At 64.8% G+C, this 26,840-nt stretch carries 18 protein-coding genes and 1 pseudogene; 10 read left to right on the forward strand and 9 right to left on the reverse strand.

The window, feature by feature from the left end:
* The first annotated feature begins 85 nt into the window (after nucleotides 1-85).
* Nucleotides 86-718, forward strand: coding sequence for a TetR/AcrR family transcriptional regulator (locus BN2475_RS13410; RefSeq protein WP_094780000.1), 633 nt, complete (start codon nucleotides 86-88; stop codon nucleotides 716-718).
* Nucleotides 719-890: 172 nt separating this feature from the next.
* Here the strand turns inward: BN2475_RS13410 and BN2475_RS13415 are convergent, their stop codons facing one another.
* Both BN2475_RS13415 and BN2475_RS13420 read right to left on the reverse strand, forming a co-directional pair.
* Nucleotides 891-2,168, reverse strand: coding sequence for a polyhydroxyalkanoate depolymerase (locus BN2475_RS13415; protein ID WP_094780001.1), 1,278 nt, complete (start codon nucleotides 2,166-2,168; stop codon nucleotides 891-893).
* A 180-nt stretch (nucleotides 2,169-2,348) separates the two neighbouring features.
* Nucleotides 2,349-4,229, reverse strand: a complete 1,881-nt coding sequence (locus BN2475_RS13420; RefSeq protein WP_094780002.1) for a glycoside hydrolase family 15 protein — start codon at nucleotides 4,227-4,229, stop codon at nucleotides 2,349-2,351.
* A 232-nt stretch (nucleotides 4,230-4,461) separates the two neighbouring features.
* Here BN2475_RS13420 and BN2475_RS13425 point away from each other — a divergent pair, with 232 nt between their 5' ends.
* Nucleotides 4,462-4,707 carry a hypothetical protein gene (locus tag BN2475_RS13425; protein ID WP_094780003.1) on the forward strand — a complete coding sequence of 82 codons (246 nt, stop codon included), beginning with the start codon at nucleotides 4,462-4,464 and terminating at the stop codon, nucleotides 4,705-4,707.
* Between the two features lie 308 nt (nucleotides 4,708-5,015).
* Here BN2475_RS13425 and BN2475_RS13430 read toward each other — a convergent pair whose 3' ends face one another.
* Complete coding sequence (locus BN2475_RS13430; protein ID WP_094780004.1) at nucleotides 5,016-5,165, reverse strand: DUF3096 domain-containing protein; 150 nt, start codon at nucleotides 5,163-5,165, stop codon at nucleotides 5,016-5,018.
* Between the two features lie 227 nt (nucleotides 5,166-5,392).
* Here BN2475_RS13430 and BN2475_RS13435 point away from each other — a divergent pair, with 227 nt between their 5' ends.
* Nucleotides 5,393-6,697, forward strand: coding sequence for a lactonase family protein (locus tag BN2475_RS13435; RefSeq protein ID WP_174641944.1), 1,305 nt, complete (start codon nucleotides 5,393-5,395; stop codon nucleotides 6,695-6,697).
* A 62-nt stretch (nucleotides 6,698-6,759) separates the two neighbouring features.
* Here BN2475_RS13435 and BN2475_RS36525 read toward each other — a convergent pair whose 3' ends face one another.
* The 3 genes and pseudogenes from BN2475_RS36525 to BN2475_RS13445 form a co-directional block, all read right to left on the reverse strand.
* Nucleotides 6,760-7,026, reverse strand: coding sequence for a DNA translocase FtsK (locus BN2475_RS36525; protein WP_425435530.1), 267 nt, complete (start codon nucleotides 7,024-7,026; stop codon nucleotides 6,760-6,762).
* A pseudogene (locus BN2475_RS13440) lies at nucleotides 7,023-11,118 on the reverse strand (DNA translocase FtsK); the annotation flags it as partial. The gene BN2475_RS36525 and the pseudogene BN2475_RS13440, both read right to left, overlap by 4 nt.
* A gap of 341 nt (nucleotides 11,119-11,459) precedes the next feature.
* Complete coding sequence (locus BN2475_RS13445; RefSeq protein ID WP_094780007.1) at nucleotides 11,460-11,999, reverse strand: META domain-containing protein; 540 nt, start codon at nucleotides 11,997-11,999, stop codon at nucleotides 11,460-11,462.
* A 278-nt stretch (nucleotides 12,000-12,277) separates the two neighbouring features.
* On the opposite strand from BN2475_RS13445, the gene purT reads away from it, so the two are divergent.
* The 6 genes from purT (at nucleotide 12,278) to BN2475_RS13475 (ending at nucleotide 19,865) form a co-directional block, all read left to right on the forward strand.
* Nucleotides 12,278-13,492: a formate-dependent phosphoribosylglycinamide formyltransferase gene (purT, locus tag BN2475_RS13450; protein ID WP_094780008.1), complete on the forward strand. Its 1,215-nt coding sequence runs from the start codon at nucleotides 12,278-12,280 to the stop codon at nucleotides 13,490-13,492.
* A gap of 253 nt (nucleotides 13,493-13,745) precedes the next feature.
* Nucleotides 13,746-13,958 (forward strand): DUF6726 family protein, encoded by a 213-nt coding sequence (locus tag BN2475_RS13455; RefSeq protein ID WP_094780009.1) that lies wholly within the window; start codon nucleotides 13,746-13,748, stop codon nucleotides 13,956-13,958.
* A gap of 139 nt (nucleotides 13,959-14,097) precedes the next feature.
* On the forward strand, nucleotides 14,098-14,466 hold the full coding sequence (locus tag BN2475_RS13460) for an MliC family protein (protein ID WP_094780010.1): 369 nt from the start codon (nucleotides 14,098-14,100) through the stop codon (nucleotides 14,464-14,466).
* Nucleotides 14,467-14,865: 399 nt separating this feature from the next.
* Nucleotides 14,866-16,518, forward strand: a complete 1,653-nt coding sequence (locus tag BN2475_RS13465; RefSeq protein WP_094780011.1) for an acetolactate synthase large subunit — start codon at nucleotides 14,866-14,868, stop codon at nucleotides 16,516-16,518.
* Nucleotides 16,519-16,702: 184 nt separating this feature from the next.
* On the forward strand, nucleotides 16,703-18,139 hold the full coding sequence (locus BN2475_RS13470) for an aldehyde dehydrogenase family protein (RefSeq protein ID WP_094780012.1): 1,437 nt from the start codon (nucleotides 16,703-16,705) through the stop codon (nucleotides 18,137-18,139).
* Between the two features lie 256 nt (nucleotides 18,140-18,395).
* A complete protein-coding gene (locus BN2475_RS13475; RefSeq protein ID WP_094780117.1) occupies nucleotides 18,396-19,865 on the forward strand; it encodes a DEAD/DEAH box helicase in 1,470 nt (489 codons plus the stop codon).
* Between the two features lie 92 nt (nucleotides 19,866-19,957).
* On the opposite strand, the gene gluQRS is transcribed toward BN2475_RS13475, so the two are convergent.
* Nucleotides 19,958-20,842, reverse strand: a complete 885-nt coding sequence (gluQRS, locus tag BN2475_RS13480; RefSeq protein ID WP_094780013.1) for a tRNA glutamyl-Q(34) synthetase GluQRS — start codon at nucleotides 20,840-20,842, stop codon at nucleotides 19,958-19,960.
* Between the two features lie 49 nt (nucleotides 20,843-20,891).
* A complete protein-coding gene (locus BN2475_RS13485) occupies nucleotides 20,892-21,755 on the reverse strand; it encodes a sulfurtransferase (RefSeq protein ID WP_094780014.1) in 864 nt (287 codons plus the stop codon).
* A 561-nt stretch (nucleotides 21,756-22,316) separates the two neighbouring features.
* Here BN2475_RS13485 and dnaE point away from each other — a divergent pair.
* A complete protein-coding gene (gene dnaE / locus BN2475_RS13490) occupies nucleotides 22,317-25,898 on the forward strand; it encodes a DNA polymerase III subunit alpha (protein ID WP_094780015.1) in 3,582 nt (1,193 codons plus the stop codon).
* Here the strand turns inward: dnaE and BN2475_RS13495 are convergent.
* Entirely contained in the window at nucleotides 25,892-26,659 is a 768-nt protein-coding gene (locus tag BN2475_RS13495; RefSeq protein WP_094780016.1) for a glycosyltransferase family 2 protein, read from the reverse strand. The two genes, dnaE and BN2475_RS13495, sit on opposite strands and share 7 nt — an antisense overlap.
* Nucleotides 26,660-26,840: the final 181 nt, after the last annotated feature.

Raw genomic sequence — 26,840 nt, forward strand, 5'->3', positions numbered from 1 at the left:
CGCCCGTTCAACGCTGTCGGTGCAAGGCCCGAGGAGAGGCCGGCGGCGCGATCCGGATAACGCGGCTCACGAAGACGATGCCACCATGAATCAGCCGAAAATCAAAAGAGATCCTGAAGGCACGAGGCGCCGCATTCTGCTCGCGGCGGCTGAAGAGTTTGCAAATGGTGGGCTATTCGGCGCGCGCGTCGACCAGATCGCCCGCCGCGCGGAAACAAATGAACGCATGCTCTATTACTACTTCGGTAGCAAGGAGCAGCTTTTCACGGCGGTACTGGAACATGCGTTCAGTGTGCTCAATGAAGCGGAGCGCACGCTCGAACTGAATGGCGTTGCGCCGGTCGAGGCGGTTACGCGTCTCGCGCATTTTGTTTGGGACTACTACCGCGATCATCCCGAGCTATTGCGTCTCGTCAACAACGAGAATCTGCATGAAGCGCGCTACATGCAGAAGTCGACGCGTATCCGCGAAATGATCTCGCCGATTGTCGCCACGCTCGGCGGCATTCTCGAACGCGGCCAACGTGCGGGCTTGTTTCGCGCCAACGTCGACCCGCTGCGTTTCTACGTGACGCTGTCGGGTATGGGCTACTACATCGTGTCGAATCGTTACACCCTCGAAGCAACGCTCGGCCGTGATTTCAGTAGCGCCAGCGAACGTAGTGAACTCATCCAGATGAACACCGAGTTGCTGCTCGCATATCTGTTGCGCAAGTAGGCAGGCGGCGCGCTTCAGAGGCGCCGCCAGAACTGGCGTGCTCGAGTTGCGCCATCAAAGACAACGGCCTCCAGAAAGACCGCCACCAAAGACCGCGGCCTCTTCGGAGGCCGCTACCAAAGACAACGGCCTCCGAAGAGGCCGTTGTTGCCAACCGTTGCACAGGCGTTGCTCAGACTTCGGCTTTTTCCTTCGCGACCTTCGGCGCCTTGTTGTGCTCGAGGATGAAGTCGCGCAACTGCGGATAGATGATGGTGCGCCAGCGGCGTCCCGAGAAAATACCGTAGTGGCCGCATTTTTCCGCGGTGAAGTGGCGCTTGTCCTTGTCCGGAATGCCGGTGCACAACTCGTGCGCGGCATACGTCTGACCGTCGCCGGAGATGTCGTCCAGCTCGCCTTCGATCGTGAAGAGCGCAGTCTTCGTGATGTCCTGCGGCCTGACCCGCTCGCCGTCGACGTCCCACGTGCCTTCGGCAAGACGGAACTCCTGGAACACCACGCGGATCGTGTCGAGATAGTAGCCCGCGTCCATGTCCAGCACCGCGTTGTATTCGTCGTAGAAGCGGCGATGCGCTTCCGCGTCGTCTTCGTCGCCGCGCAGCAGGCTCTGGTAGAAGTCCCAGTGCGAGGCCGCGTGGCGCTCAGGGTTCATCGCGACAAAACCGGTGTGCTGCAGAAAGCCCGGATAAACCTTGCGGCCCACGCCCGGATAGTTCGGCGGTACCGTGAAGATCACGTTGTTGTCGAACCACTCGTAGGAGTGCTGCGTGGCGAGCGAGTTGACCGAGGTCGGGCTCTTGCGTGCGTCGATCGGGCCACCCATCATCGTCATCGTGCGCGGCGTGTCTTCACCGCGGCTCGCGAGCAGCGAAATCGCGGCGAGCACCGGCACCGTAGGCTGGCACACCGAGATCACATGCAGATTCTTCGCGCCGATGTGACGGATGAATTCCTGGATATAAGCAACGTAGTCGTCCAGTTGGAAGTTGCCCGCTTCGAGCGGCACCATGCGAGCGTCGATCCAGTCGGTCAGGTAAACCTTGTGGTCCTGCAACAGTGTGCGCACGGTGTCGCGCAGCAGCGTGGCGTGGTGTCCCGACAACGGTGCGCACACCAGCACGACCGGTTCGTCTTTCAATTGGGTAACAGCATCGCTGTCGTCGGCGAAACGCTTGAAGCGCATCAGACGGCAAAACGGCTTCTCGATAATGATCTGTTCGATGATCGGAATGTTATGACCATCTTTGACAATCTGATGCAGGTTGAACTCGGGCTTTTCGTAATCCTTGCCGAGCCGGTACAGCAGCTCGTAACCGGCCGACAGACGCGTCGCGCCCGGCACATAGGCGAATGGACTGGCGGGATTCGCGAACGATTTGGACGCGGCCTGGGCCCAGGCGGTAAGTGGGCTCAGCATCGCCCGCTGGAATTCGTGCAGTTGATAGAGCATGGGTGCTCCGTATTAAGCGGTTCGCATAAGGCTTCGCAAACACGCGTAAGGCGTTGCGGCGGGCCATTTTGGTTGTAGGCACATTGATTGTTGGCCGACAGACAAATCGATCATATCGAACAAACTACGTTTGTGCAATGCAACAATTTTGACGCAAATCGCGCCTGAACTGTCACGGACTCATGCTAACGGCGATGTTGCCGCGCCGCTATCAGGAGTTGCATTACCCTGAAGCTGCGCCGACCCGGTGCCGTTATGCGGTGGGTGACCGGTCGCCTGCGCCATTTCCTGTTCGTGCTTCATCAAATTCAGACCGGTATGGACCAGCGCCACGTGCGAAAACGCCTGCGGGAAGTTGCCCACGAGGCGCTTTTCAGTCGGGTCGTATTCTTCGGCGAGCAGCCCGACGTCGTTGCACAACGCGAGCAACCGTTCGTACATCGCGATGGCTTCCTCCATGCGGCCTTGCAGCGCGAGGTTGTCCACCATCCAGAACGAACATGCGAGAAACGTGCCTTCGCCGGGCGGCAGGCCGTCGTCGTATTCGGTGGTGCGATAGCGCATCACGAAGCCGTCGCGCAGCAGGTCTTTTTCGATCGCGTCGACGGTGCTTTTGACGCGCGGATCGCGCGGCGGCAGAAAGCCGAGCAGCGGCAGCAGCAGTACGCTCGCGTCGAGCTGGTCGCTGCCGTAGTACTGGGAGAAAGCGTTGAGCGCGGGATTCCATGCTTTCTCGCAGACTTGCGCGTGAATTTCCGCGCGGGTGGCGCGCCATTCGTCGAGCGGGCCGTCGAGCTTGAACATCTCCGCTGATTTGATCGCGCGATCGAACGCGACCCATGCCATCACCTTCGAGAACGTGAAATGCTGGCGGCCGCCGCGCGTTTCCCAGATGCCCTGGTCGGGTTCCTGCCAGATCGTCCCGAGGTGGCCGAGCAGCGCGCACTGCACGTTCCACGCGGTATCGTCAGCGTGCAGGCCGCCGACGCGCGCCAGATGCAGCGCGTTCATCACTTCGCCATAGACATCGAGCTGGAGCTGGTCGACCGCGTTGTTGCCGACGCGCACCGGCTTCGCGCCTTGATAACCCGGCAGCCAGTCGATTTCGAATTCGGGCAGGCGTCGCTCGCCTGCGAGTCCGTACATGATCTGCAACTGCTGCGGCGCGCCGGCCATCACGCGGCCGAGCCAGCTGCGCCACGCGCGTGCTTCGTCGTAGTAGCCGCCGCGCATCATCGCGAGCAGGGTGATGGTGGCGTCGCGCAGCCAGCAGTAGCGGTAGTCCCAGTTGCGCGTGCCGCCGAGCTGTTCCGGTAAAGACGTAGTGGGCGCGGCGACGATGCCGCCGGTCGGCTCAAAGGCGAGCGCCCGCAGCGTGATCAGCGAGCGGCGGATCGGCTCGGCCCAGCGCCCTTCGACCGTGCCGCGCGCCGACCATTCGAGCCAGTGAGTCTCGGTGCGCGCGAGGGCAGTGTGCGGATCGCGGCCGGGCGGAATGCGCAGATGCGAGGGCGCATAGGCGAGCGAAAACGGCACCCGCTCGCCTTCGCTGACGGTGAATTCGGCGACCGTCTTCATATCTTCGCCGCGCAACTCGACCGGCGTGCGCAGCACGGCGTTGTCAGGCCCGACGATCGCCTTGACACCGCTGTCGTGCTTCAGCCGGGTGACCCAGGGAATCGAGAAGCCATAGTCGAAGCGCAGCACCAGTTCCATCTTCATGCGCACGCTGCCGCGTTTGCCGACCACGATGCGCACCATCTCCGACCAGCCGTTGCCGGGCGGCATGAAGTCGACCAGCGTGACGGCGCCCTCGGGCGTTTCGAAATCGGTTTCGAGAATCAGCGTTTCGCCGCGATACCGGCGCGTGATGGTCGGCGCGGTGTCGCAGAGCGGGGCGATCTGCCAGCGGCCGTTGTCGGGCGTGCCAAGCAGCGCGGCGAAACAGGCGCCGGAGTCGAAGCGCGGCCAGCAAAGCCAGTCGACCGAACCTTCACGGGAGATGAGCGCGGCAGTGTGGCCGTCGCCGATGAGCGCATAGTCTTCGATGAGTGCAGGCATGGGCAGGCGAGTCGGTTATGACGCGCGGCGAGGGCCGCTGCGCCGGATGTCATGATGATGAGCGGAGCCGCAACATACGCTTTGGTTCACTACACAATGAGGCAAAACGTGGCTTGGTAAATTGTCAAACCCGTGCCTACAATCAGACTTCGAACCGATGCCCGGAGCCTTCCGGATCGTCAGTCGGTCTTCCCCATGGTGCTTGCAGACGCCATTTTCGAGGACTAAAGCTATGCTGAACCCGTCGAAATCCGATTGCATCACGATTCTTTCCGCCGCCAGCCAACTCGCTGGCGATTCCATGTTACCGCTCGATCATGGCCGTCTCGGCCTGAGCCGCAACGGCATGCTGACTGCCGCGGCCTTTCTGGTAGAACGGGCCTGCTTCCGCCGTTACCATGAAGGTGGCGGTCATTATGCCGTCGGCGCATTGTCGTTGCAGGGGCGTTTGCGGCTCGACCAACTCTCGAACGGTTGACCCGCGGCGCCAAGGCCGCACCAGCCGCGACCCCGAAGGGCGAGCGGCTGCACCGATGCGTCGATCGCCACGCTCGCGGCGAGCCTGCACCCGCATGCTCGCCGCGCGCCATGCGGCTTCGTTCCCGCTAGCCATCGCTTCGCTGCCACCCGCGCGGCTACCGCCGCTGGGTGCGCTTCGTCACGTCCGCGGCGGCGTGGATGCGAGACGATGCTGGACCTGGCTGGGCGTAGCCGGACGAAGCCGGACAAAGCCCGGCCGCCCCGCGCCCGGCCGCGCACCCGCTCCAGGCCGCCGACCGCCGCCACTCAGTGCGCTGACCCCACGCCGAAGATCCCGATGATGCCGATGATGATCAGATAGAGCGCGACGATGTAGTTCAACAGCCGCGGCATCACGAGAATCAGAATGCCGGCGATCAATGCAACGAGCGGACCCAGGCTGAGTGTGACGTTCATGAAGACTCCGTAGTGTGAGACGCGTAAGACGCGACAGGAAAAACGCCCCGCGACGCGGGCCGATGGCTGCAGCACGCGTGCGTGGTGCCGACAGCCGCATGGGCTGCATGATCCGACGTAACGCTTTTATACTTGCCTCGATAAGAACAACGCTCGACCCACCGCGCGGCAGACCAGCGACTCCATCACAACCGCTTCGACCCAATAACCGATGTGCTGGAGGTCATATGCTTCGCTGTCGCCGGACCGTCGTGCGTGCCGTTCCGGGTTGTCCTTCGCCTTCTACCGATTCCGCTTCATTGCGCGCGGGGCGGCCTGCTCCTCTGTGCGCCGCCCGCTCGATAATAAAAGGTTTCGTGCTCATGGTCTCGATTGTTGCAGCGCATGCGTATGCGCAAGATTCTGGCCCGGTCCCCGCAGACGGCGTCTACAACATGCTGGTCGGCACCTACACCGGCGGCAAGAGCGAGGGACTGTACGTCTATCGCTTCGACACGAAGACCGGCGCGGCGACTCCCGTGTCGGTCGCGCAGACGGTCAATCCGTCTTTCCTCGTGGTCAGCCGCGACCGCCGCTTCGTCTACGCCGTCAACGAATTGCCCGGCGACAACGGGCCGGCCACGCAGCGCGGCGGCATCAGCGCGTTTCGCTTCGACGCCGCGCGTGGACAGCTGACGTTCCTCAACAAGGTTTCGGCCGATGGCAATGATCCCTGCTATCTGAGCCTGTCGCCCGATGAGAAACATCTGCTGAGCGCGAACTATTCGGTGGCGCCAGATCCGGGCGGCAGCTTCGCGGTGTTTCCGCTGCAGGCCGACGGTCAGCTCGGCGCGTCGGTGCTCACCGTGCATCGCGAGGGCGGTGGTCCGGTGAAGGGGCGCCAGGACAGCTCGCACATTCACTCCACCGTGTTCTCGCCGGACGGCCGCTATCTGTTCGCGCAGGACCTGGGCGCCGACAAGCTGTACGCGTACCGCTACACACCCGGCGACAACCGCGGTCCGGTCACGCCGACCGATTCGGGCGATTCGGGCTACAGCCAGCAGAAAGCGGGCACGGGACCACGCCATCTGATCTTCGGCGCGGATGGCAAGCATGCCTATCTGACGAGCGAACTGGCCGCCACGGTCAGCACGTTCGACTACCACGACGGCCAGCTCAAGCTGGTGCAAACGCTGTCAATGACGCAGCCTGGTTTCAAGGGGGCGGTCGCCGCCGCGGCGATCCATCTGTCGCCTGACGGACGCTTCGTGTACGCGTCCAATCGCGGCGACGCGAACGAGATCGTGATTTTCTCGGTCGATCCCGCCAATGGGCGGCTGAAGAAGATCGGGCATCAATCGAGTCTCGGCAAGTCGCCGCGCGAATTCGCGATCGACCCGAGCGGCAACTGGTTGATCGTCGGCAATCAGAACAGCGATACCGTGTACGTGTTCAAGCGCGATCAGCAGAGCGGGCTGCTCGATCCGACGCCGAGGCAACAGTTCGAGCTCGGCTCGCCGGCGGATTTCAAGCTGGTGTCGCCGTCGTGAGCGATGAGCCGGCACGTGAGTGGCACGCGCCGGCCGGATCAAAAAACGGCTTGCGCCGGCCGTTATTCCGCCGGCCCTGGCGCGAGCACTTCGCGGCTGCCGTTGATGCTCATCGCCGACACGAGTCCCGCCGTTTCCATCTGCTCGACGAGGCGCGCCGCGCGGTTATAGCCGATGCGCAACTGCCGCTGCACCGACGAGATCGACGCGCGCCGCGTGCGCACCACGAAGGCGACGGCTTCGTCGTAGAGCGGATCGGCTTCCGCATCCGGCGCTTCGCCGAACAGGTCCTGCGCCGCGCCGCCGTCGGTGGCCGGGCCGTCCAGAATGCCTTCCTCGTATTGCGGCTCGCCGAACTGCTTCAGATACTCGACGATCGCATGCACTTCCTCGTCGGCGACGAACGCGCCGTGCACCCGCTGCGGGTAGCCCGTGCCCGGCGGCAGGAACAGCATGTCGCCCTGGCCGAGCAGCGACTCGGCGCCCATCTGATCGAGGATCGTGCGCGAATCGATCTTCGACGACACCTGGAACGCGACGCGGGTCGGAATGTTCGCCTTGATGAGGCCGGTGATCACATCAACGGACGGCCGCTGCGTCGCGAGGATCAGATGGATGCCCGCGGCGCGCGCCTTCTGCGCGAGCCGCGCGATCAGCTCTTCGATCTTCTTGCCCGCGACCATCATCAGGTCGGCCAGCTCGTCGATCACGACCACGATCAGCGGCAGCGGCGCGAGCGGCTCGGGCGCTTCGGGCGTCAGCGAGAACGGGTTGCCGAGCTTCTTGCCCTTCGCTTCGGTGTCGCGGATTTTCTGGTTGAAGCCGGCGAGGTTGCGCACGCCGACCGCCGACATCAGGCGGTAGCGCTTTTCCATTTCGCCGACACACCAGTTCAGCGCGTTGGCCGCGAGCTTCATGTCGGTGACGACCGGCGCGAGCAGATGCGGAATCCCTTCGTACACCGAAAGCTCGAGCATCTTCGGGTCGATCATGATGAGGCGCACTTCTTCGGGCGTTGCCTTGAAGAGCAGTGAGCAGATCATCGCGTTGATCGCGACCGACTTGCCCGACCCGGTCGTGCCCGCGACCAGCATGTGCGGCGCCTTCGCCAGATCGGCGACCACCGGGTGGCCGGTGATGTCCTTGCCCATCGCCAGCGTCAGTTGCGAAGACGAGTTCTGGTAGACGCTCGCTTCGAGGATTTCGGACAAGCGGATCGTCTGCCGCCTGGCGTTCGGCAATTCGAGGCCCATGCAGGTCTTGCCGGGAATCGTTTCAACTACGCGGATCGACGTGAGACCGAGGCCGCGCGACAGGTCCTTCATCAGCCCGACGATCTGACTGCCGCGCACGCCGAGGGCAGGCTCGACTTCGAAGCGCGTGATGACCGGACCAGCCGACGCGCCGACCACGGTGACGGGCACCTTGAATTCCTGCAGACGCTGCTCGATCAGCAGGCCGGTTTCGATGAGCTTTTCCTCGGAGACCGGTTCGACGTCCGTGTCCGCACGCGCGAGCAGATCAAGCGTCGGCAATTCGACCATCGACGCTGCGGGCGCATGGAATTCGAAGCCATTGGCCGGGGCGTGGCCGCGCAGCGGAGGACGTTGGACGGCGGGCTGCGCAAGCGGCTCGTCGGCGGGCTGGGTGGGCTGGGTGGGCGATGCGACGCTGGCGGGGAGGGCTGGTGTGGCCGGTGAGGTCGGCACGGGCGATGTGGCCGGTGTCACGAGTGTTGTTGATGCGATGGACGCCTCGCTGGCGTATTCGTCGGCGGGCTGACTGGCGATTGCATTGGCGGGTGCTTCGACGCCGATGCCTTGTTCGACGCGGGCGACCGGTGACGACGGCGCGGCCTGAACCGCGAAACCCGGGAGGTGAGCTACGTTCGATGCGTTCGATGCGTTTGATGCGTTTGATGCGTTTGATGCGTTTGATACGTCCGATACGCTCGATGCGTCCGATACGCTCGATGCATTTGATGCATTTGATGCATTTGATGCATTTGATGCATTTGATGCATTTGATGCGTCTGATGCTCGCGGCGCGATGCTTTGCGGCGTCGCGGCGGCGCCGAGTTTGGCTTCCCAAGGCACGAGCGGCTTGTCGATGACGACTTCTGCTATTGGTGGGGTAGGCCGCAGCGTCGGAGCGGTGAAGACCGGTGGCTCAATGACCGCCGCGACTTCTTCGCGGTGCGCAGGCGCGGCCGCATTCGCGGGCACAACGAGCGTCGTCGCGTTGACATGTGAAGACTTCTCCACCGGCTCATGGACAGGTCGCGCGAACTCGGCGCTCGAGTGCGCAAGGCTGTCGATCTGGGCCGCCGATTGTGCCGGGCTATCCTCGAATTCTTGCTCGTCCGCTTGGTCGTGCGCTTGGTCGTCCGCTTGCTCGTGCGCTTGGTCGTCCGCTTGCTCGTCCGGTTGGTCGTCGGTTGATTGCAATTGGGCCGCGAAGACCTGGAACGTCGTGGGAGTGGCGATCGGCGCTATGCGATGCGGTGCAGACGCGGCAGGTGCCGGCGCAGCGGCAGCCGATGAAGGCTCAGCAGGCGCGGATGCGACGGATGCAGTGTCAGCCAGTGCAGAACCTGCATCCACCGATCCGTCACGCACAAATGCAGCGGGTACAACCGCAGCGGGTACGGCCGTAACAGCTATCGCTGCAGCCTCACCCTCAGCCAGAGTTGCCATTGCCGGTGCCATCGACGCAGGCGCAGGCGTCAACGGCGCATGAATGATCGGCGGTTCGATCGGCCATTGCACGACGGGCTCGCTGCCGGCATCAACCGGCGGCGCGTCGAGTACGTCAACGTCGCCGACCCGCGTCGGTTCCATCGGCACAGTGTCGACCGCCGGCTGCGCAAACGACTCCGCCGACGGACTCTCGACGACCTCCCGCAATGGCTCATGTGCGCCCGCCAACGCAGCCGCCTCGACCTCGCCGACCTGCCGCGCATCGACGCCAGATTGCTCGAACCCGACCGATGGCGCGGCATGCGTCGCTGCCGCGACTTTCGCGCCGTCCGTGCCGGTGCTGCGCGCGAGGCTCACACCGGCCAGATCGGTCCAGCGCGCGGCGTTTTCCGCGATGCTGCGAAGCGTTTCCTGGACGCTGGCGGGCGGCGCGACTTTCGGCACGGCCGGCATCGGCCGCGTGTAGGCTGGTGCCGGGCGACGCGCGTCTGACCACGGCGTCTCGCCGTTCCCGAGCGGAGCGGCCGGGGGCAGGGGGCGGGGCGCCGCGACCTGGTTGACGGGAGCCGCAGCGCCTGCTGGTTGCTGCATCGTCGGCGCACGGCTCGCGCGTGCCACGGCAGCAGCGGTCACCCCCGCCGCCGTCACCGCCATACCCGCGCCGGCACCCGGCGATCCCGCGGGCCGTTGCTCGCCGGCCGACCGGCGGCCGACCCGCGACGCGGCATCGCGAGCCACAGCACCCACTGCAGCCGGTGCGCGAGTGCTTGCCGCGGAGCCCACTGCGGAACCCGCCGCGGAACCCACTGCGGAGCCCGCCGCGGAACCCACTGCGGAGCCCGCCGCGGAACCCGCCGCGGAACCCACCGCGGAACCCGCCGCGGAACCCACCGCAGAGCTCGCCTGCGATCCTACCGCAGAGCCCCCCGCCGATGTCCCCGTGCGCGGTGCCGTCCCACGCAACCACCCAGCCGGCGCAACCGGCTCGGTCGGTGTGAAGGCCGACCGGTCCGCATTCAGCCCGTGGGTTTGCATCGACGCCTGGCGCGGTGGTATCGCTGCGCCCGTACGCAGCACTGGCTCGATCTGCGCCGGCTGGCGGCGCGGTGTTGCCGCGCCGGTGCGCCAGCTCGAGCGCGCGCCGTGCGCTGCCGCGTCCTTGGCCGCCGCCACGCCAGCCGCGCCAGCAGCAGCCGCGCCGCGCCCATTCGCCGGCGGCCGCCAAACCGTCGGACGCGCATAGCGGCCATTGCTTTTGGGCGCCATCGTGTTGGTGGTCGACGCAATGCGCGGCGGCAAGCTGTCATCGACGCTGCGATGGCGGCGCGCTTGCTCGTCGCGTTTGGCCAAACCGCGCGACAGCCCGAGACCGAACGCACCGTCCGCCCACGCGACGAACTCGCGCCAGCGGAAGTCGAGCAGCCAAGGCAGGCTGATCGCGAGCAGCGCGAGCGCCGCGAGTGGCGTGCCGATATGGCCGAACAGATGACCGAAGCCAGCGGCCAGTGCATGGCCCAGACCATTGACCCCCACCACGCCGGGCAGCGACGCCTCCAGCGTGCAGCTCGCCACCATGACGCAGACGAAGCCCAGCCAAAGGCGGATCGTGCCAGGCCCGCGCAAGCCTGCGCCGCCCGGCAGCACCGACTTCACGAGGCGCCACAACAGAGGAATGAACCAGATGGCTGACCCGCCGAACCAGCCGAAGACTACCGTGTGCATACTAGACATCAACGAATGATGGACGCGCGACAACGCAATCCGTCGAGTTTAAACCGGCGAAGCCCGGGGCTTCGAAGGCTGACGCAAGTATGCTTGCGTCAGATGGAAAAGCAGACCGGCGCGCGGCCCGCGATGAGTAAAAGACAGTGGCTGCCGTGACGGTCCGCGCACCGCGAGCCGACTGGTGCGACCTCGCCGACCGGTCGCATCGTTGCGAGCATGGCCGCGCCGGCATCGACGATGCGCCGGCCGGTTCGCCATCCGGCACATCACCTGGCACATCACCCACGCGCGTCAGCACCACGCTGATTCGGCAACCCGCCGATCGGTTCGCGGGCCGCTCACTTCGTGCTGCGCTCGAAGGTGAGCGTGTCGCCGTTATCGAGCAGCAGTTGCATCTGTTGCGGTGCGCGCATCTGCACGCCGGTGCGGTCGATGCGCGTCAGCGCGTCGAGAAACGCGCCTTCGATCTTGCCGCCCGGCGACGCGCACGCCATGCGCGTGCCGGCCAGCGGCCCGAAGCTCAGCTTGCCCTCCTTCAGCGCGTACGAACCCATGAAGCGGTTGCAGCCGGAAAAGCCGCTGGCGTGGCGCTGGCCGGTTTGCGTGGAAAGGGTGAGCGTGATCGGCTCGCCCTGGTCCGCGGAAGGTATCGCACGCGCGGTGCCGTCGGCCAGTTTCCACGAGCTCAGCACCCAACTGGTGTCGTCGAGCAGCTGCGCGGCGGCGGGGTTGAACGGATCGGGCGGCGCGGCTTGCGCGTCCGGATGTTTCGGCATCGCACAGGCGCTCAGCAGCGCGGCGACGCTCCACGCGACGATGGCTGCGCGAGCGCGTGGGGTGAAACGCGCAACACGTCGCGCGGAGGAGCTTTGGAGCATGGCGTCGTTCCTCTTCAAACTGGCGAAGGCGTAAGGGTAACGCACTAAGCTTGCCGCACGCGAGCGCAACGGCGCGCGGATGCTTCGGTGAGTCGCGGCGGCACGCATGTGCGCTGCCGTTGCCCCCGCTTGCGTCCTTCATGCCCTTCACGCCCCTCGCGCACGAACCGGGAGATCGAAATGTGGCCGCCGCGAGCAACGCGCGGCGAAGGGCCCGCATGTTAACATCGTGGCCTGACCAATCCCACCCTCATCCCCGACTTTTATCTGGAGACCTCATGCAGATCGGCCAACGGATCGGCACGCCGCTTTCTGAATCAGCTACGCGCGTCATGCTGCTCGGCGCCGGCGAACTCGGCAAGGAAGTGATCATCGCGCTGCAACGTCTGGGCGTCGAAGTGATCGCCGTCGACCGTTATCCGAACGCACCGGGCCACCAGGTCGCGCATCGCGCGCACGTGATCGACATGACCGACCGCGCCGCGCTGCGCGCGCTGGTCGAACAGGAGCGCCCGCATCTGATCGTCCCCGAGATCGAGGCGATCGCCACCGACGCGCTTGCGGCGATCGAAACCGACGCTCTCGCCGAAGTGATCCCGACCGCGCGCGCCACGCAGCTGACGATGAATCGTGAGGGCATCCGCCGTCTCGCCGCGGAAGAGCTCGGCTTGCCGACCTCGCCGTACGCGTTCGCCGATTCGCTCGACGAGCTGCGCGCCGGCATCGCCAAGGTCGGCTATCCGTGCGTGGTGAAGCCGGTGATGTCGTCGTCGGGCAAGGGGCAGTCGGTGCTCAGGAGCGAGGCCGACGCCGAACCGGCGTGGCAGTACGCGCTGGCGGGCGGGCGTGTGAATCACGGCCGTGTGATCGTCGAAGGCTTTATCGACTTCGAATACGAGATCACGCAGTTGACGGTGCGCGCCATCGACCCGGCAAGCGGCGCGGTCAGCACGTACTTCTGCGACCCGATCGGCCACCTGCAGGTGGCGGGCGACTATGTCGAATCGTGGCAGCCGCAGCCGATGAGCCCGCTCGCGCTGGAGCGCTCGCGCGACGTGGCACACCAGGTGACGGCGGCGCTCGGCGGCCGCGGCCTGTTCGGCGTGGAGCTTTTCGTGCGCGGCGATGACGTGTGGTTCTCGGAAGTGAGCCCACGTCCGCACGACACGGGGCTCGTCACGCTGTGCTCGCAACGCTTCTCGGAATTCGAATTGCATGCGCGTGCGATCCTCGGCTTGCCGGTGGATACGTCGCTGCGGGCGCCGGGCGCGTCGGCGGTGATCTACGGCGGCCGGGACGAGGCCGGCATTGCGTTCGAAGGCGTCGCGGCGGCGTTGGCGGTGCCCAATGCGGATCTGCGCCTGTTCGGCAAGCCGGAGAGTTTCGTCAAGCGCCGCATGGGTGTGGCGCTGGCTACCGGTGCGAACCTCGACGAAGCGCGCTCGCGCGCAAAGCAGGCAGCGGCGGCGGTGCGGCCGGTGTCGGGCAGATAGAGGCAAGGCAAAGGGCCAGGCACGGGCCAGGTAAAAGGTCAGGCACAGGCCAGGCACAGGCCAGGCACAGGCCACGGAAAAGCCGAGTAAAAGCCGAGTAAAAGCCGGGGTAAAGACGAAGCAGGCAACGGCGAGCGCCCGGACTCGCCGCCGCGGGCCGACCCACGACCCACCACCCGCGTGCTCGCCAGGCTGGCCGCCCGCGCAATCTGAATGATGGAAGCTCGTCGAGCTCATCGGAATAGAGGTAAGTATGGCGCTTGAAGCGCGCCGGACCACGCGGCCCGGCATGATTGGCCGTCTCGGCGCACTCGGCGTGCTGTTCGCGCTGTGTGCCGTGATGTCGGGATGCGGCCTCGCGGCCGCGCCGTGCCGGGTTGCTTCGGCTGGTCTGAAGATCGTGCCGGTGGTCGGGCACGTCGCCGCCGCGCCAACCGATGCGTGCGCCGCGGCAATCGATCCCTGATCGGCCGATCAGCGTGCCACGCGGCCGCGCCGTTTCACGTAGCGGTTGCATCGCGTCACGCAACATGAAGCGCCATACCGGCTGAGCCGGCCATGTTTCTCTGTCCGTGTCTGATACGCAACCACGATCGAGGCATCCAATGAAGACATGGCTCGTTGCAACCATCACTGTGACGTTTCTCGCGGCGGCTGGCGGCAGTGCATCGGCCGCGCCATTGGAAATCTCGCAGATAGATACCAAAAATCGCCAGACGCACAAATACACGTGCGCGACCGGCAAGATCCTCCAGGTCACCTACTGGAACGCCGCGAACGGCCAAAGTTTCGCGCTGGTGCCGGTGAAGGGCAAACAACTGCTGTTCGTCAATACGATCGCGGCGTCCGGTGTCAAATATCAGGCCGGCAACTACACGTGGTGGACCAAGGGTCCGCGCGCCAACCTGTACGACGCGACGAAAGGCGAAAACGCGCCACCGATACTGTCCGACTGCATCGCTGTCATTCGCTAGTCCACTGAACCAGATGAATTGCACTCGCCTATAGCGCAGCTGTCTTGCAGATTCAATGTGCAAATTCAGTGGTTCGATGGACCAGGCTCGCGGCGGCAGCCTGTGCTGTGGTGCCTCCGCTTGCCGCATTCGCCGGGTTCGTCCCGTCGCTCTTCGTTCCTAAGGACATCGGACACGTCCAGCCCGCGAGGCTTTTTCGGCACCCCTCAACCGCGTGGCATTGCCTTCGTGCGCGCACCGTTTCCGTTCGAGTAGTAAGCTGTCCGGCATGGCACTCGCCATACCGTCATGCCATGCGGCGCGCGGCCCGCGCGGCGCGTCGTCGTCTTTGCTCGTCCGTTTCCGGACTCTCACGGTTGGGCTCATGGCCCGTGTCCGTATCATCAAGCGAGACCCTCAATGAAAGCATCGGACCTGTTCGTCAAGTCGCTGGAAGCCGAAGGTGTCGAGTACGTGTTCGGCATCCCCGGTGAAGAAAATCTCGATCTGCTCGAATCGCTGCGCCGCTCGAAAATTCGTCTGATCCTCACGCGGCACGAGCAGGCGGCCGGCTTCATGGCCGCCACATATGGGCGTCTCACTGGCCGCACCGGCGTATGTCTGGCCACGCTCGGCCCCGGCGCAACCAACTTCGTGACCGCCGCGGCATATGCGCAGCTAGGCGGCATGCCGATGCTGATGGTCACCGGGCAAAAGCCGATCAAATCGAGCAAGCAGGGCCATTTCCAGATCGTCGACGTGGTGCGGATGATGGAGCCGCTCACCAAGTACACGCGGCAAATCGTGTCGATCGCCAATATTCCGGCGGCGGTGCGCGAGGCGGTCCGGCAGGCCGAAGAGGAGCGGCCCGGCGCCACGCACCTCGAATTGCCCGAGGACGTCGCGCATGAAGAGGGCGACGGCAAGCCGATTCCGAAGAGCTACAGCCGCCGTCCGGTCGCCGAGGAAAAAGCGGTGGCGCGCGCAGTAGAGGCGATCACCGGCGCCAGGCATCCGTTGCTGATGATCGGCGCGGGCGGCAATCGCAAGACCACCACCAAAATGCTGCGCGAGTTCGTCGACCAGATCGGCATTCCGTTCTTCACGACCCAGATGGGCAAGGGCGTGATCGACGAATCGCATCCGATGTGGCTCGGCAACGCGACGCTGTCCGACGGCGACTTCGTGCACCGCGCGATCGACCATGCGGACTGCATCATCAATGTCGGTCACGACGTGATCGAGAAACCGCCGTTCTTCATGCGCAGCGGCGACGCGAGCGAGAAGACGGTGATTCACGTCAATTTTCTCGGCGCGGAAGTCGACACGGTGTATTTCCCGCAGATCGAAGTGGTCGGCGATATCGCCAACGCGGTGTGGCAGTTGAAGGAACGTCTCAAGGCGCGCCAGGAGCATTGGGACTTCACCCGCTTCAAGGAGATCAAGGAGCATTTCGAGGCGCATCTGGTCAAGGGCCAGCACGACGACCGCTTTCCGATGTACCCGGTGCGGATCGTCAACGACGTCTACGAGACCACGCCGGCGGACGGCATCGTGTGTCTGGACAACGGCATGTACAAGATCTGGTTCGCCCGCTATTACCGCGCGCATGAACCGAATTCGCTGCTGCTCGACAACGCGCTGGCGTCGATGGGCGCGGGCCTGCCTTCGGCGATCGCCACCAGGATCGTGCACCCGGACCGCAAGGTGATCGCCGTGTGCGGCGACGGCGGCTTCATGATGAATTCGCAGGAGCTGGAAACGGCGGTGCGGCTGAAGCTGGACTTGGTGATCCTGATTTTGCGCGACGACGCGTTCGGCATGATCCGCTGGAAACAGGAGAACATGAACTTCCCGGACTACGGCATGACGCTCGCCAATCCGGATTTCGTCGCCTACGCTCAGAGCTACGGCGCGAAGGGGCATCGGATCGAATCGGCGGCGGAGTTCGCGCCGTTGCTGCGTGAATGTTTCGTGACACCCGGCGTGCACGTGATCGACGTGCCGATCGACTATTCGGACAACGAGCGCGTGCTGAATCGCGAGATCAAGCGGCTGTCGGCGCAACTGTGAGCGCCGTCTGAAGCGTATGCGGGCGGCGTTCGGGAATGAACGCGCACACGCCGGCGGGGTATGGCCGGGATATGGCCGGGATATGGCCGGGATATGGCCGGGATTTGGCCGGTTTATGGCTCTTGCTGGTTGCGCTGTCATGCCACGCTGCAACTGTCAGGCATCGGATCAAGGAGAACGCGTCATGTTGAACGAGACTTACCCGTACTACCTCGCGAACGAAGCGGTGGCCGCCAATACCGATCTCGAAGTGACCGACAAATTCAGCGGCGCGGTGGCGACCCGCGTGGCGATGGCCGACGCACCCACGATCGACAAGGCGATCGGTTACGCGGTCGACGCCATGCCCGCGTTGCGCGAGTTCCCGCCGTTCAAGCGCCAGGCCGTGCTCGAGCACTGCGTGAAGCGTTTTCGCGAGCGTTACGACGAACTGGCGCTCGCGCTGTGTATCGAAGCCGGCAAGCCGATCAACGATTCGAAAGGTGAAGTCACGCGCCTGATCGACACGTTCAAGGTGGCCGCCGAAGAGAGCGTGCGCATCGACGGCGAGATCGTCAATCTGGAAATTTCGCCGCGTGCGAGGGGCTATCACGCCTATGTGAAGCGCGTGCCGATCGGGCCATGCTCGTTCATCTCGCCGTTCAATTTCCCGCTGAACCTGACCGCGCACAAAGTTGCGCCCGCCATCGCCGCGGGCGTGCCGTTCGTGCTGAAGCCGGCGAGCCGCACGCCGGTCGGCGCGCTGATCATGGGCGAAATCCTCGCGGAAACCGATTTGCCGAAAGGCGCGTTCTCGATTCTTCCCGCCCATCGCGACGGCGCCGATCTGTTCACCACCGACGAACGCTTCAAGCTGCTGTCGTTCACCGGCTCGCCGGCGGTGGGCTGGGAGCTGAAGAGGAAGGCCGGCAAGAAGAAAGTGATTCTGGAGCTGGGCGGCAACGCGGCCGCAATCGTCGACGGCGATCAGGGCGACAAGCTCGACTATGTGGTCGAGCGGCTCGCGTTCGGCGCGTTCTATCAGTCGGGGCAGAGTTGCATCGGCGTGCAGCGGATTCTGGTGCATGCGCAGGTCTATGATGCGTTGCGCGAGAAGCTGATCGCGAAAACGAAGTCGCTCGTGATGGGCGATCCGAAAGACGAAAAGACCTTTGTCGGGCCGATGATCTCCGAGTCGGAATCCAAACGGCTCGCCGGCTGGATGGAGAGCGCGGTGCAGGCGGGCGCGAAAATCGTTGCGGGCGGCAAGGTCGACGGTGCGATGTTCGAGGCCACGCTGCTCGAAGGCGTGCAGCGCGACACCGATCTGTACCGCAAGGAAGCGTTCGGGCCGGTCGCGATCCTTGAGCGTTTCGACGATTTCGAGGCCGCGCTCGAGGCGGTCAACGACAGCGACTTCGGTCTGCAGGCGGGCGTGTTCACCGATTCGCTCGCCCATGCGCATCGCGCTTGGGATGCGCTCGAAGTGGGCGGCGTGGTGATCAACGACGTGCCGTCGTTCCGGGTCGACAACATGCCGTATGGTGGCGTGAAAGACTCGGGACTGGGGCGCGAAGGCGTGCGCTACGCGATCGAGGATATGACCGAGTTGCGCTTGATGGTGATGCGCGAGACGTGGTGACGCGGCGCGGCCGGCGGCGGCCTTGTGCCGCCGTAAGCAGAAAGGCGCCGCACGCGCCATGAGTGTTTTCGCTGAAGTGCTACAATACCGCCCTTTCCGGCGGGTGTTTCCGTCGGCCGGAGCCGGCCGCAGTTTTTCCAGTCGTACCGACGGGTCCTGTGCGCAACGCCGTGGCTCCGCCTTCATCCTGATGCTCTCTGCGGTTGCGACCGCTGCCGCGCGCACCGCGCCAAGCGCATTTTTAGCGAAAGCCACCATGTCCGACACAGCCGTCATGCCCAGCACTGCGACTTTTGATCAATTCGGCCTCGCGCCCGACATCCTGAAAGCCGTCAAGGAATCGGGCTACACCACGCCCACGCCGATCCAGGCGCAGGCGATTCCCGTCGTGCTGGCCGGCCGTGACGTGATGGGCGCTGCGCAGACCGGCACCGGCAAGACCGCGAGCTTTTCGCTGCCGATCATCCAGCGGCTGCTGCCGCAGGCCAGCACGAGCGCCTCGCCCGCCCGCCATCCGGTGCGCGCGCTGATCCTCACGCCGACCCGCGAACTGGCTGACCAGGTCGCCGCCAACGTGCAGTCGTATGCGAAGCACACGGCGCTGCGCAGCGCCGTGGTGTTCGGCGGCGTGGACATGAATCCGCAGTCCGAGCAACTGCGCCGCGGCGTCGAAATCCTGATCGCCACGCCGGGCCGTCTGCTCGATCATGTGCAACAGAAAACCGCCAACCTCGGCCAGGTGCAGATGCTCGTGCTCGATGAAGCCGACCGGATGCTCGACATGGGCTTCCTGCCGGATCTGCAGCGCATCCTGAACCTGCTGCCGAAAGAACGTCAGACGCTGCTGTTCTCGGCCACCTTCTCGGGCGAAATCAAGAAGCTCGCGGCGACGTATCTGCGCAACCCGCAGACCATCGAAGTCGCGCGCAGCAATTCGACCGCGACCAACGTGACGCAGATCGTCTATGAAGTCGCTGAAGGCGACAAGACCGGCGCGGTCGTGCAACTGATCCGCGAGCGCAGCCTCAAGCAGGTGATCGTGTTCTGCAACAGCAAGATCGGCGCGAGCCGCCTTGCGCGCAGCCTCGAACGCGATGGCGTGGTGGCGACCGCGATTCACGGCGACCGCACGCAGAACGAGCGGATGCAGGCGCTCGACGCGTTCAAGCGCGGCGAGATCGAAGCGCTGGTGGCGACCGATGTCGCCGCCCGCGGTCTCGACATCGTCGAGCTGCCCGCGGTGATCAACTTCGACCTGCCGTTCAACGCGGAAGACTACGTGCATCGGATTGGCCGTACCGGCCGCGCGGGCGCATCGGGCGATGCGTTGTCACTGTGCAGCCCGAACGAGCGCAAGCAACTGGCCGATATCGAGAAGCTGATCAAGCGTCCGCTGGATGTGGAACGCATGAGCGTCGATGCGCCGGTGCGGCATCGACATGAAGAGCGCGCGCCGCGCCGTGAGCGTAGCGACGGGCGTGACGAGCGGGGCGCTCGCCGGCGCTCGGGCGCGTCGTCGGGTTCGTTCGATCGGCCGCATCATCATCGCGCGCAGCCGGTGGATGACTTCTTCCTGAAGCCGTATGAGCCTTCGCCGGCGTCCATGCGCAAGGTCGAGGAGAACGCGGCTGCCGCGCCTGCGCCGCAGAAGCCGGGTTCCCGGCAGCCGTTGGCGGCGTTGCTCGGCGGCTTCGGAATGCCGAGGAAGTCGACCTCATCGTCGTGATGTCAGTCGGCGGCGAGATTTTGAAACATGCGGCGTCCTGAACGCTTTGCAGGTTCTCGAAGGCTTCGCAGCCTCAATGGCTGAGCTCGCTGTCACACCCTCGCACCCATCCGCCTTGCCCACGCCGCGGTGGCGGCGCCATAGAAGCCGTCTAGTGTCGTAGGCGTGCTGCCGCCCAGGTCCAGTCCCAGATGCCGCGCCGCGGCGCTCAACGCTTCCAGTGGCCGATCGCTGTCGAGCGCGGTGGCGCCGTTCTGCTTGCTCAGCTTTTCGCCCCGTTCGTTCGTTACGACGGGCACATGTAAATAGCAAGGCGTCGGCACGCCAAGACAGCGTTGCAGATAAATCTGCCGCGCCGTCGAGTCCATCAGGTCCGCACCACGCACAATGTGCGTGATGCCCGCGTCCGCATCGTCAACCACTACCGCCAGTTGATATGCCCATTGGTTATCCGCGCGCCGCAGCACGAAATCGCCGACCTCGGTGGCGAGATTCTGCGTCTGTTCGCGCTGCCAGCGATCCTCGAAGGTGATCACGGCGGCAGCGCCGTCGGGCACGCGCAGGCGCCATGCGCGCGCCGGTTTGCCGTGCAGGCCCGAGCGGCACGTGCCGGGATAGGCGAGGGTGGTGTTGCGCGCATGCGCATGCAGCAGCGAATCGGCGATTTCCTTGCGCGTGCAGCCGCATGGATAGAGGAGGCCGGTAGACTTCAATTGCTCCAGCGCCTGCTCGTAGCGCGCGGTGCGCCGGCTTTGCCAGACCGGTGCTTCGTCGGCGTGCATGCCGAAGCGTTCGAGGGTGGCGAGGATATCTTCGGCCGCGCCCGGCACGGTGCGCGGTCCGTCGATGTCTTCGATGCGCACGAGCCACGCGCCACGATGCGCGCGGGCGTCGAGCCAGCTTGCCAGCGCACTGGTCAGCGAGCCAAAGTGCAGCGGCCCGGTCGGCGACGGCGCAAAGCGTCCGCGATACGTCATGATTGGGTGGGCGAGGTTGCTTCGCTCAGGCGCCTGCCGTGCGACGCCATTACGCGGCGTGCGCAGCCTTGCTGTCCGGATGGCAGGCGGGGCATGTTTTACCCGCCACGTACAGCGGCGATTGTTGCTCTTCGGGCGTGACCACTGCGCGGCAGCCAAAGCATTGTGCGGTCGCGGTGGGCTCCAGATTTGGATTTAGCGCGGTGCGGTAGTCGAACACGAAGCAGTCGCCGTGGTAATGCGCGCCGCCCACTTCCTCGAAGTATTTCAGGATGCCACCTTCGAGCTGATACACGTTCTCGATGCCGACGTCCTTCATGTGAATCGCGGCCTTCTCGCAGCGAATCCCGCCGGTGCAGAACGATACGACGGTCTTGCCTTCGAGATCGGCGCGGTTGTTCTCGATCACGCCAGGAAACTCGCTGAACTTCGTAATGCGGTAGTCGAGCGCGTTGTCGAACGTGCCGACATCGACTTCGAACGCGTTGCGCGTGTCGAGCATCACGACCGGGCGGCCCTCGTCGTCGTGGCCGCGGTCGAGCCAGCCCTTCAGCGTCGGGGCGTCGACGAACGGCGCGCGGCCGAGTTCCGGACGGATGGCCGGCTTCTTCATCGTGATGATTTCACGCTTGAGCTTGACCAGCATGCGCGTGAATGGCTGCTTGTCCGACAGGCTCTCCTTGAATTGCAGATTCGCGAACTTGCCCTCGAAGAGGGCATCGTGACGGATGTAGTCGATGAACGCGTTGGTGTTTTCGCACGTGCCGGCGACGAACAGGTTGATGCCTTCCGGCGCCAGCAGCACGGTGCCGCGCAGGCCGAGCGCGTTGCAGCGCTCGAGGACGAGCGGGCGCCATGCGGCAGTGTCTTCGATAGTCGCGAAATGATAGGCGGCGAGATTGACGATACTCATGTGTGTCCAGCGGTAAAAAATGGCCGGCGCGGGCCGGCGTGCCGAGAGGCGGGGCGCGATGCGCCGCCGCGTCGAGGCCGTGGGTCGCGGCCACGTCGAATAGGGCGAATCCGCTATTATCCCTCAACCCGGGGCTGTCCCCGACTCGGCCGAATGGCCAACGGCTTGCGCTAGCTCAAATCGTGCGCTGACTTGCTGTGTGATCACCGCGCAGTTGCCGGGAATTTGCCATGCACTCGCCACGTGGTTGCCATGCACTCGCCACGTGATTACCGCATGCTTGCCACGTGGTCCTCGCGCAATTGCCGAACCATGGCCCTGCGTGCGCGCTTGCCTCAACCGTGCGCCGACCTGGTTACGCCCGCACGCGGCGGTGCCGCATGGGTGTCTTAGTTGCCACGTGGTCCTCGCGCAATTGCCGAACCATGGCCCTGTGTGCGCGCTTGCCGCAACCGTGCGCCGGCCTGGTTACACCCGCACGCGGCAGTGCCGCATGGGCATCTTAGGCCGAATGGCTAACGGGCGGTTTTGGCCTGAACACCGCGGATGGGTGGAGTTACAATGTCGCCCATGTCAGATCCCCGCTTCGTTCATCTCCGCGTTCACTCCGAATTTTCGATTGCCGACGGCATCGTGCGTCTTGACGACATTGTCAAGGCCGCGGCCAAAGACGGTCAGGGCGCGCTCGCCCTCACCGATCTCGGCAACGCGTTCGGCCTCGTCCGTTTCTACAAGGAAGCCCGTGGCAAAGGAGTCAAGCCCATTGCCGGCTGCGATGTCTGGATCACCAATCCGGACGACCGCGACAAGCCCTCGCGCTTGCTGCTGCTGGTCAAGGACCGGCGCGGCTATTTGAACCTGTGCGAACTGCTCAGCAAGGCGTCGCTCACGAACCAGTATCGCGGCCGTGCGGAACTCGAAGCGAGCTGGCTCGAATCGGGTCTCGGCGAAGGGCTGCTCGCGTTGTCGGGGGCGCAGCAGGGCGACGTCGGTCTCGCGCTCGCGGCCGGCAACGAGGAAGCAGCGAAGCGCAATGCGTTGCGCTGGGCGAAGGTATTCCCGGGTGGCTTTTACATCGAGCTGCAACGTTGCGGCCTGCCGGGCGGCGAGCAGTACGTGCAGCAGGCGGTGGCGCTCGCGGCGGCGCTGAAATTGCCGGTGGTCGCCACGCATCCGATGCAGTTCATGACGCCGGACGACTTCACCGCGCACGAAGCGCGCGTGTGTATCTCGGAAGGCGACATTCTCGCCAATCCGCGCCGCTCGAAGCGCTTTACGTCCGAGCAGTATTTCCGCACCCAGCAGGACATGGCCGCGCTGTTCGCCGACATTCCTTCGGCGCTCGCCAACTCGGTCGAGATCGCGAAGCGCTGCAACCTCACGCTCGAACTCGGCAAGCCGAAGCTGCCGCTGTTCCCGACGCCCGACGGCATGTCGCTCGACGACTACCTCGTGCAGCTGTCGAAAGAGGGCCTCGAAAAGCGTCTGGAGCAGCTATACCCGGACGAAGCCGAGCGCGCCGCGCAGCGCGAAACCTACTATCAGCGCCTCGAATTCGAGTGCGGCACGATCATCAAGATGGGCTTTCCGGGCTACTTCCTGATCGTGGCGGACTTCATCAACTGGGCAAAGAACAACGGCGTGCCGGTCGGGCCGGGGCGGGGCTCGGGGGCAGGTTCGCTGGTCGCGTACGCGCTGGGTGTGACCGACCTCGATCCGCTGCGCTACAACCTGCTGTTCGAACGTTTTCTGAATCCGGAACGGGTGTCGATGCCCGACTTCGACATCGACTTCTGCCAGCACGGCCGCGATCGCGTGATCCAGTACGTGAAGGACAAATACGGCGCCGACGCCGTGTCGCAGATCGCCACCTTCGGCACGATGGCGGCGAAGGCGGCGGTGCGTGACATCGGCCGGGTGCTCGATCTCGGCTATATGTTCACGGACGGTGTGGCCAAGCTGATTCCGTTCAAGCCGGGCAAGCACGTCACCATCGCCGACGCGATGAAGGAAGAGCCGCTCTTGCAGGAGCGTTTCGACAACGAAGACGAGGTGCATCAGCTGCTCGAACTCGCGCAGCGCGTGGAGGGCCTCACGCGTAACGTCGGCATGCACGCGGGCGGTGTGCTGATCGCGCCCGGCAAGCTGACCGACTTCTGTCCGCTGTACACGCAGGGCGATGAAAGCGGCGTCGTCAGCCAGTACGACAAGGACGACGTCGAAGCCGTCGGCCTCGTGAAGTTCGACTTTCTGGGTCTGACCACGCTGACGATTCTCGACTGGGCCGAGCGCTATATCCGCCGGCTCGATCCGTCGAAGCAGGACTGGTCGCTCGGCCAGGTGCCGCTCGACGACCCGGCGTCGTTCTCGATCCTGAAGAAAGCGAATACCGTCGCGGTGTTCCAGCTGGAAAGCCGCGGCATGCAGGGCATGCTGAAAGACGCGCAGCCCGACCGCTTCGAGGACATCATCGCGCTGGTCGCATTGTACCGTCCGGGCCCGATGGACCTGATCCCAAGCTTCTGCGCGCGTAAGCACGGCCGCGAAGTGGTCGAGTATCCGGACCCGCGCGTCGAACCTGTCCTGCAAGAGACCTACGGCATCATGGTCTATCAGGAGCAGGTGATGCAGATGGCGCAGATCATCGGCGGCTATTCGCTGGGCGGCGCCGACCTGCTGCGCCGTGCAATGGGTAAGAAGAAGGCCGAGGAAATGGCCGAGCATCGCGAGCTGTTCCGTCAGGGCGCCGCGAAGAACGGCTTGACCGGCGAGAAGGCCGACGAAATCTTCGACCTGATGGAGAAGTTCGCGGGCTACGGCTTCAACAAGTCGCATGCGGCCGCGTATGCGCTGCTTGCGTACTACACCGCGTGGCTCAAGGCGCACCATCCGGCTGAATTCATGGCGGCAAATATGTCGCTCGCGATGGACGACACGGACAAGGTCAAGATCCTGTTCGAAGACTGTCTCGCGAACAAGATGGCCGTGTTGCCGCCGGACGTGAACCTGTCCGCGTATCGCTTCGAGCCGGTCGCCGAAGCCGACGGCAAGCGTTCGAAAACGATCCGCTACGGACTTGGCGCGATCAAGGGCAGCGGTCAGAATGCGATCGAAGAAATCCTGCGCGCACGCGAAGAAGGTCCGTTCGTCGACATCTTCGATTTCTGCAATCGCGTGGACCGCCGCATCGTCAATCGTCGCACGGTTGAGGCATTGATCCGCGCCGGCGCGTTCGACACGCTGCATGCGAATCGCGCGCAACTGATCGCGTCAGTGTCGCTCGCGATGGAGGCGGCCGAACAGGCGAGCGCCAATGCGCTGCAGGCAGGTCTGTTCGACATGGGCGACGCGCCGTCGCAAGGGCATGAACTGATCGACGAGCCGGAATGGCCTGAGAAGAAGAAGCTGCAGGAAGAGAAGGCCGCGCTCGGCTTCTATCTGTCGGGGCATCTGTTCGACGCGTACAAGGATGAAGTGCGCCGCTTTGTGCGCCAGAAGATCGGCGATCTGAAGGAAGGGCGCGACAAGCTGGTCGCCGGTGTGATCGCGTCGCTGCGCACGCAGATGACCCAGCGCGGCAAGATGCTGATCGCGCTGCTCGACGACGGCACGGGCCAATGCGAAGTGACCGTGTTCAACGAGACCTTCGAGGCGCACAAGCAATTCTTCAAGGAAGACGAACTGCTGGTGGTGCAAGGCCAGGCACGCAACGACGCGTTCACGGGCGGCATTCGCTTCACCGTCGACACGGTCATGGATCTGGGCCGTGCGCGCTGCCGCTACGCGGAAGCCGTGAAAGTGCAGATGAACGGCAGCGCGGACGCGCTGGCGTTGCGTCGTGTGCTGGAGGCGCATAGCGCGGCGAGAGACGAGCCGCAGGCGGCTGCGGTGCCGGCTGCCTCATCGCGCGGCGGCGGGCGCAATGGTGGTGGCGGTGGTGGTGGCTATGGCGGTGGCGACAATGGCCGCCAGCGCCCGGCGGTGCAGATTCCGAACGGGCTGGCGGTGCAGGTGGTCTATCGCAGCGCAAATGCGCAAGGCGAGATGCGTCTGGGCGACGCGTGGCGCGTGAAGCCGACCGACGAACTGCTCGCCGCGCTGCGCGGCGAGTTCGCGGGAAGCGCGATCGAGATCGTCTACTGATCGCGGATGTGCGGATCGCCCATGCGCGCCAGCTTCAGGAACCGGTAGTACACCGTTTCCGCATTGAACACCGCGATCATGAAGCCGGCGCGGCCGTCCAGAAAACCGCGCCGTAGCAGGTAGGTCCGCACGAACGCCCAGGCGCCGCGCCCGAGCGCCTTGCCAAAGCTGCCGCCCTGGCCCGCCGCGTGGCGTTGCTGGGCACCGGCCGTCGAATACGCATCGAGCTTGCGCAACACGCCCTCGAAGTCCTCGTACGAGTAGTGCATCAGTTTGCCCGTCAGGCGCTGCGCGGGCGTGTCGAACACGAGGCGTTCGTGGACGAGATCGTCGGAGAAACGTGCGGCGCCGCGTTTGAACAGGCGCGGAATCCAGTCCGGATACCAGCCGCTGTGATGAATCCAGTGACCGCAAAAACTCGATAGCCGGTCCACCGCATACACGTGCGCGGTGGGCGCGGCTAGCGCCGCGCGGATCGCCGACGCCAGCTCCGGCGAGACGATCTCGTCGGCGTCGATCGACAGAATCCAGCTCGTGTCGAGCGCGTCCGCCGCGCGGTTCTTTTGCGGGCCGAAGCCGGGCCAGTCGGTTTGTTCGATCACGCGCGCCCCGTGCGCGCGGGCGATGTCGGCGGTGCCATCGGTGCTGCCGCCGTCGATCACCACGATCTGATCGGCAAAGGCCACGGCTTGCAGGCATTGGGCCAGTCGCGCCGCCGCGTTCCGGGTGATGATGGCGACGCCAAGGGTGTTTTCTTGCATACCTGAGTTGCGTGGAGGGCCAAATGTCGGAGCGAGCCGAGAGAGCCGAGAGCGCCGGGCAAGCCGGGCGAGCCGGTGGCGTGAGCGACTCTTGCGAGCAAGTCTCGCGAGCGAGTTCCGAGGCGAGTTGTGGAGCGAGTTGTGAAGCGAGTTGTGAAGTATACACAGCCCATCCGACCCC

Source organism: Paraburkholderia ribeironis, from assembly GCF_900019265.1.
GTDB lineage: Bacteria > Pseudomonadota > Gammaproteobacteria > Burkholderiales > Burkholderiaceae > Paraburkholderia > Paraburkholderia ribeironis.

Excerpts from the sequence above, each read along its gene's own strand:
- BN2475_RS13410 (WP_094780000.1), top strand. The coding sequence starts at position 86 with ATGAATCAGCCGAAAATCAAAAGAGATCCTGAAGGCACGAGGCGCCGC.
- BN2475_RS13415 (WP_094780001.1), bottom strand. The coding sequence starts at position 2,168 with ATGCTCTATCAACTGCACGAATTCCAGCGGGCGATGCTGAGCCCACTT.
- BN2475_RS13420 (WP_094780002.1), bottom strand. The coding sequence starts at position 4,229 with ATGCCTGCACTCATCGAAGACTATGCGCTCATCGGCGACGGCCACACT.
- BN2475_RS13425 (WP_094780003.1), top strand. The coding sequence starts at position 4,462 with ATGCTGAACCCGTCGAAATCCGATTGCATCACGATTCTTTCCGCCGCC.
- BN2475_RS13430 (WP_094780004.1), bottom strand. The coding sequence starts at position 5,165 with ATGAACGTCACACTCAGCCTGGGTCCGCTCGTTGCATTGATCGCCGGC.
- BN2475_RS13435 (WP_174641944.1), top strand. The coding sequence starts at position 5,393 with ATGCTTCGCTGTCGCCGGACCGTCGTGCGTGCCGTTCCGGGTTGTCCT.
- BN2475_RS13445 (WP_094780007.1), bottom strand. The coding sequence starts at position 11,999 with ATGCTCCAAAGCTCCTCCGCGCGACGTGTTGCGCGTTTCACCCCACGC.
- purT (WP_094780008.1), top strand. The coding sequence starts at position 12,278 with ATGCAGATCGGCCAACGGATCGGCACGCCGCTTTCTGAATCAGCTACG.
- BN2475_RS13455 (WP_094780009.1), top strand. The coding sequence starts at position 13,746 with ATGGCGCTTGAAGCGCGCCGGACCACGCGGCCCGGCATGATTGGCCGT.
- BN2475_RS13460 (WP_094780010.1), top strand. The coding sequence starts at position 14,098 with ATGAAGACATGGCTCGTTGCAACCATCACTGTGACGTTTCTCGCGGCG.
- BN2475_RS13465 (WP_094780011.1), top strand. The coding sequence starts at position 14,866 with ATGAAAGCATCGGACCTGTTCGTCAAGTCGCTGGAAGCCGAAGGTGTC.
- BN2475_RS13470 (WP_094780012.1), top strand. The coding sequence starts at position 16,703 with ATGTTGAACGAGACTTACCCGTACTACCTCGCGAACGAAGCGGTGGCC.
- BN2475_RS13475 (WP_094780117.1), top strand. The coding sequence starts at position 18,396 with ATGTCCGACACAGCCGTCATGCCCAGCACTGCGACTTTTGATCAATTC.
- gluQRS (WP_094780013.1), bottom strand. The coding sequence starts at position 20,842 with ATGACGTATCGCGGACGCTTTGCGCCGTCGCCGACCGGGCCGCTGCAC.
- BN2475_RS13485 (WP_094780014.1), bottom strand. The coding sequence starts at position 21,755 with ATGAGTATCGTCAATCTCGCCGCCTATCATTTCGCGACTATCGAAGAC.
- dnaE (WP_094780015.1), top strand. The coding sequence starts at position 22,317 with ATGTCGCCCATGTCAGATCCCCGCTTCGTTCATCTCCGCGTTCACTCC.
- BN2475_RS13495 (WP_094780016.1), bottom strand. The coding sequence starts at position 26,659 with ATGCAAGAAAACACCCTTGGCGTCGCCATCATCACCCGGAACGCGGCG.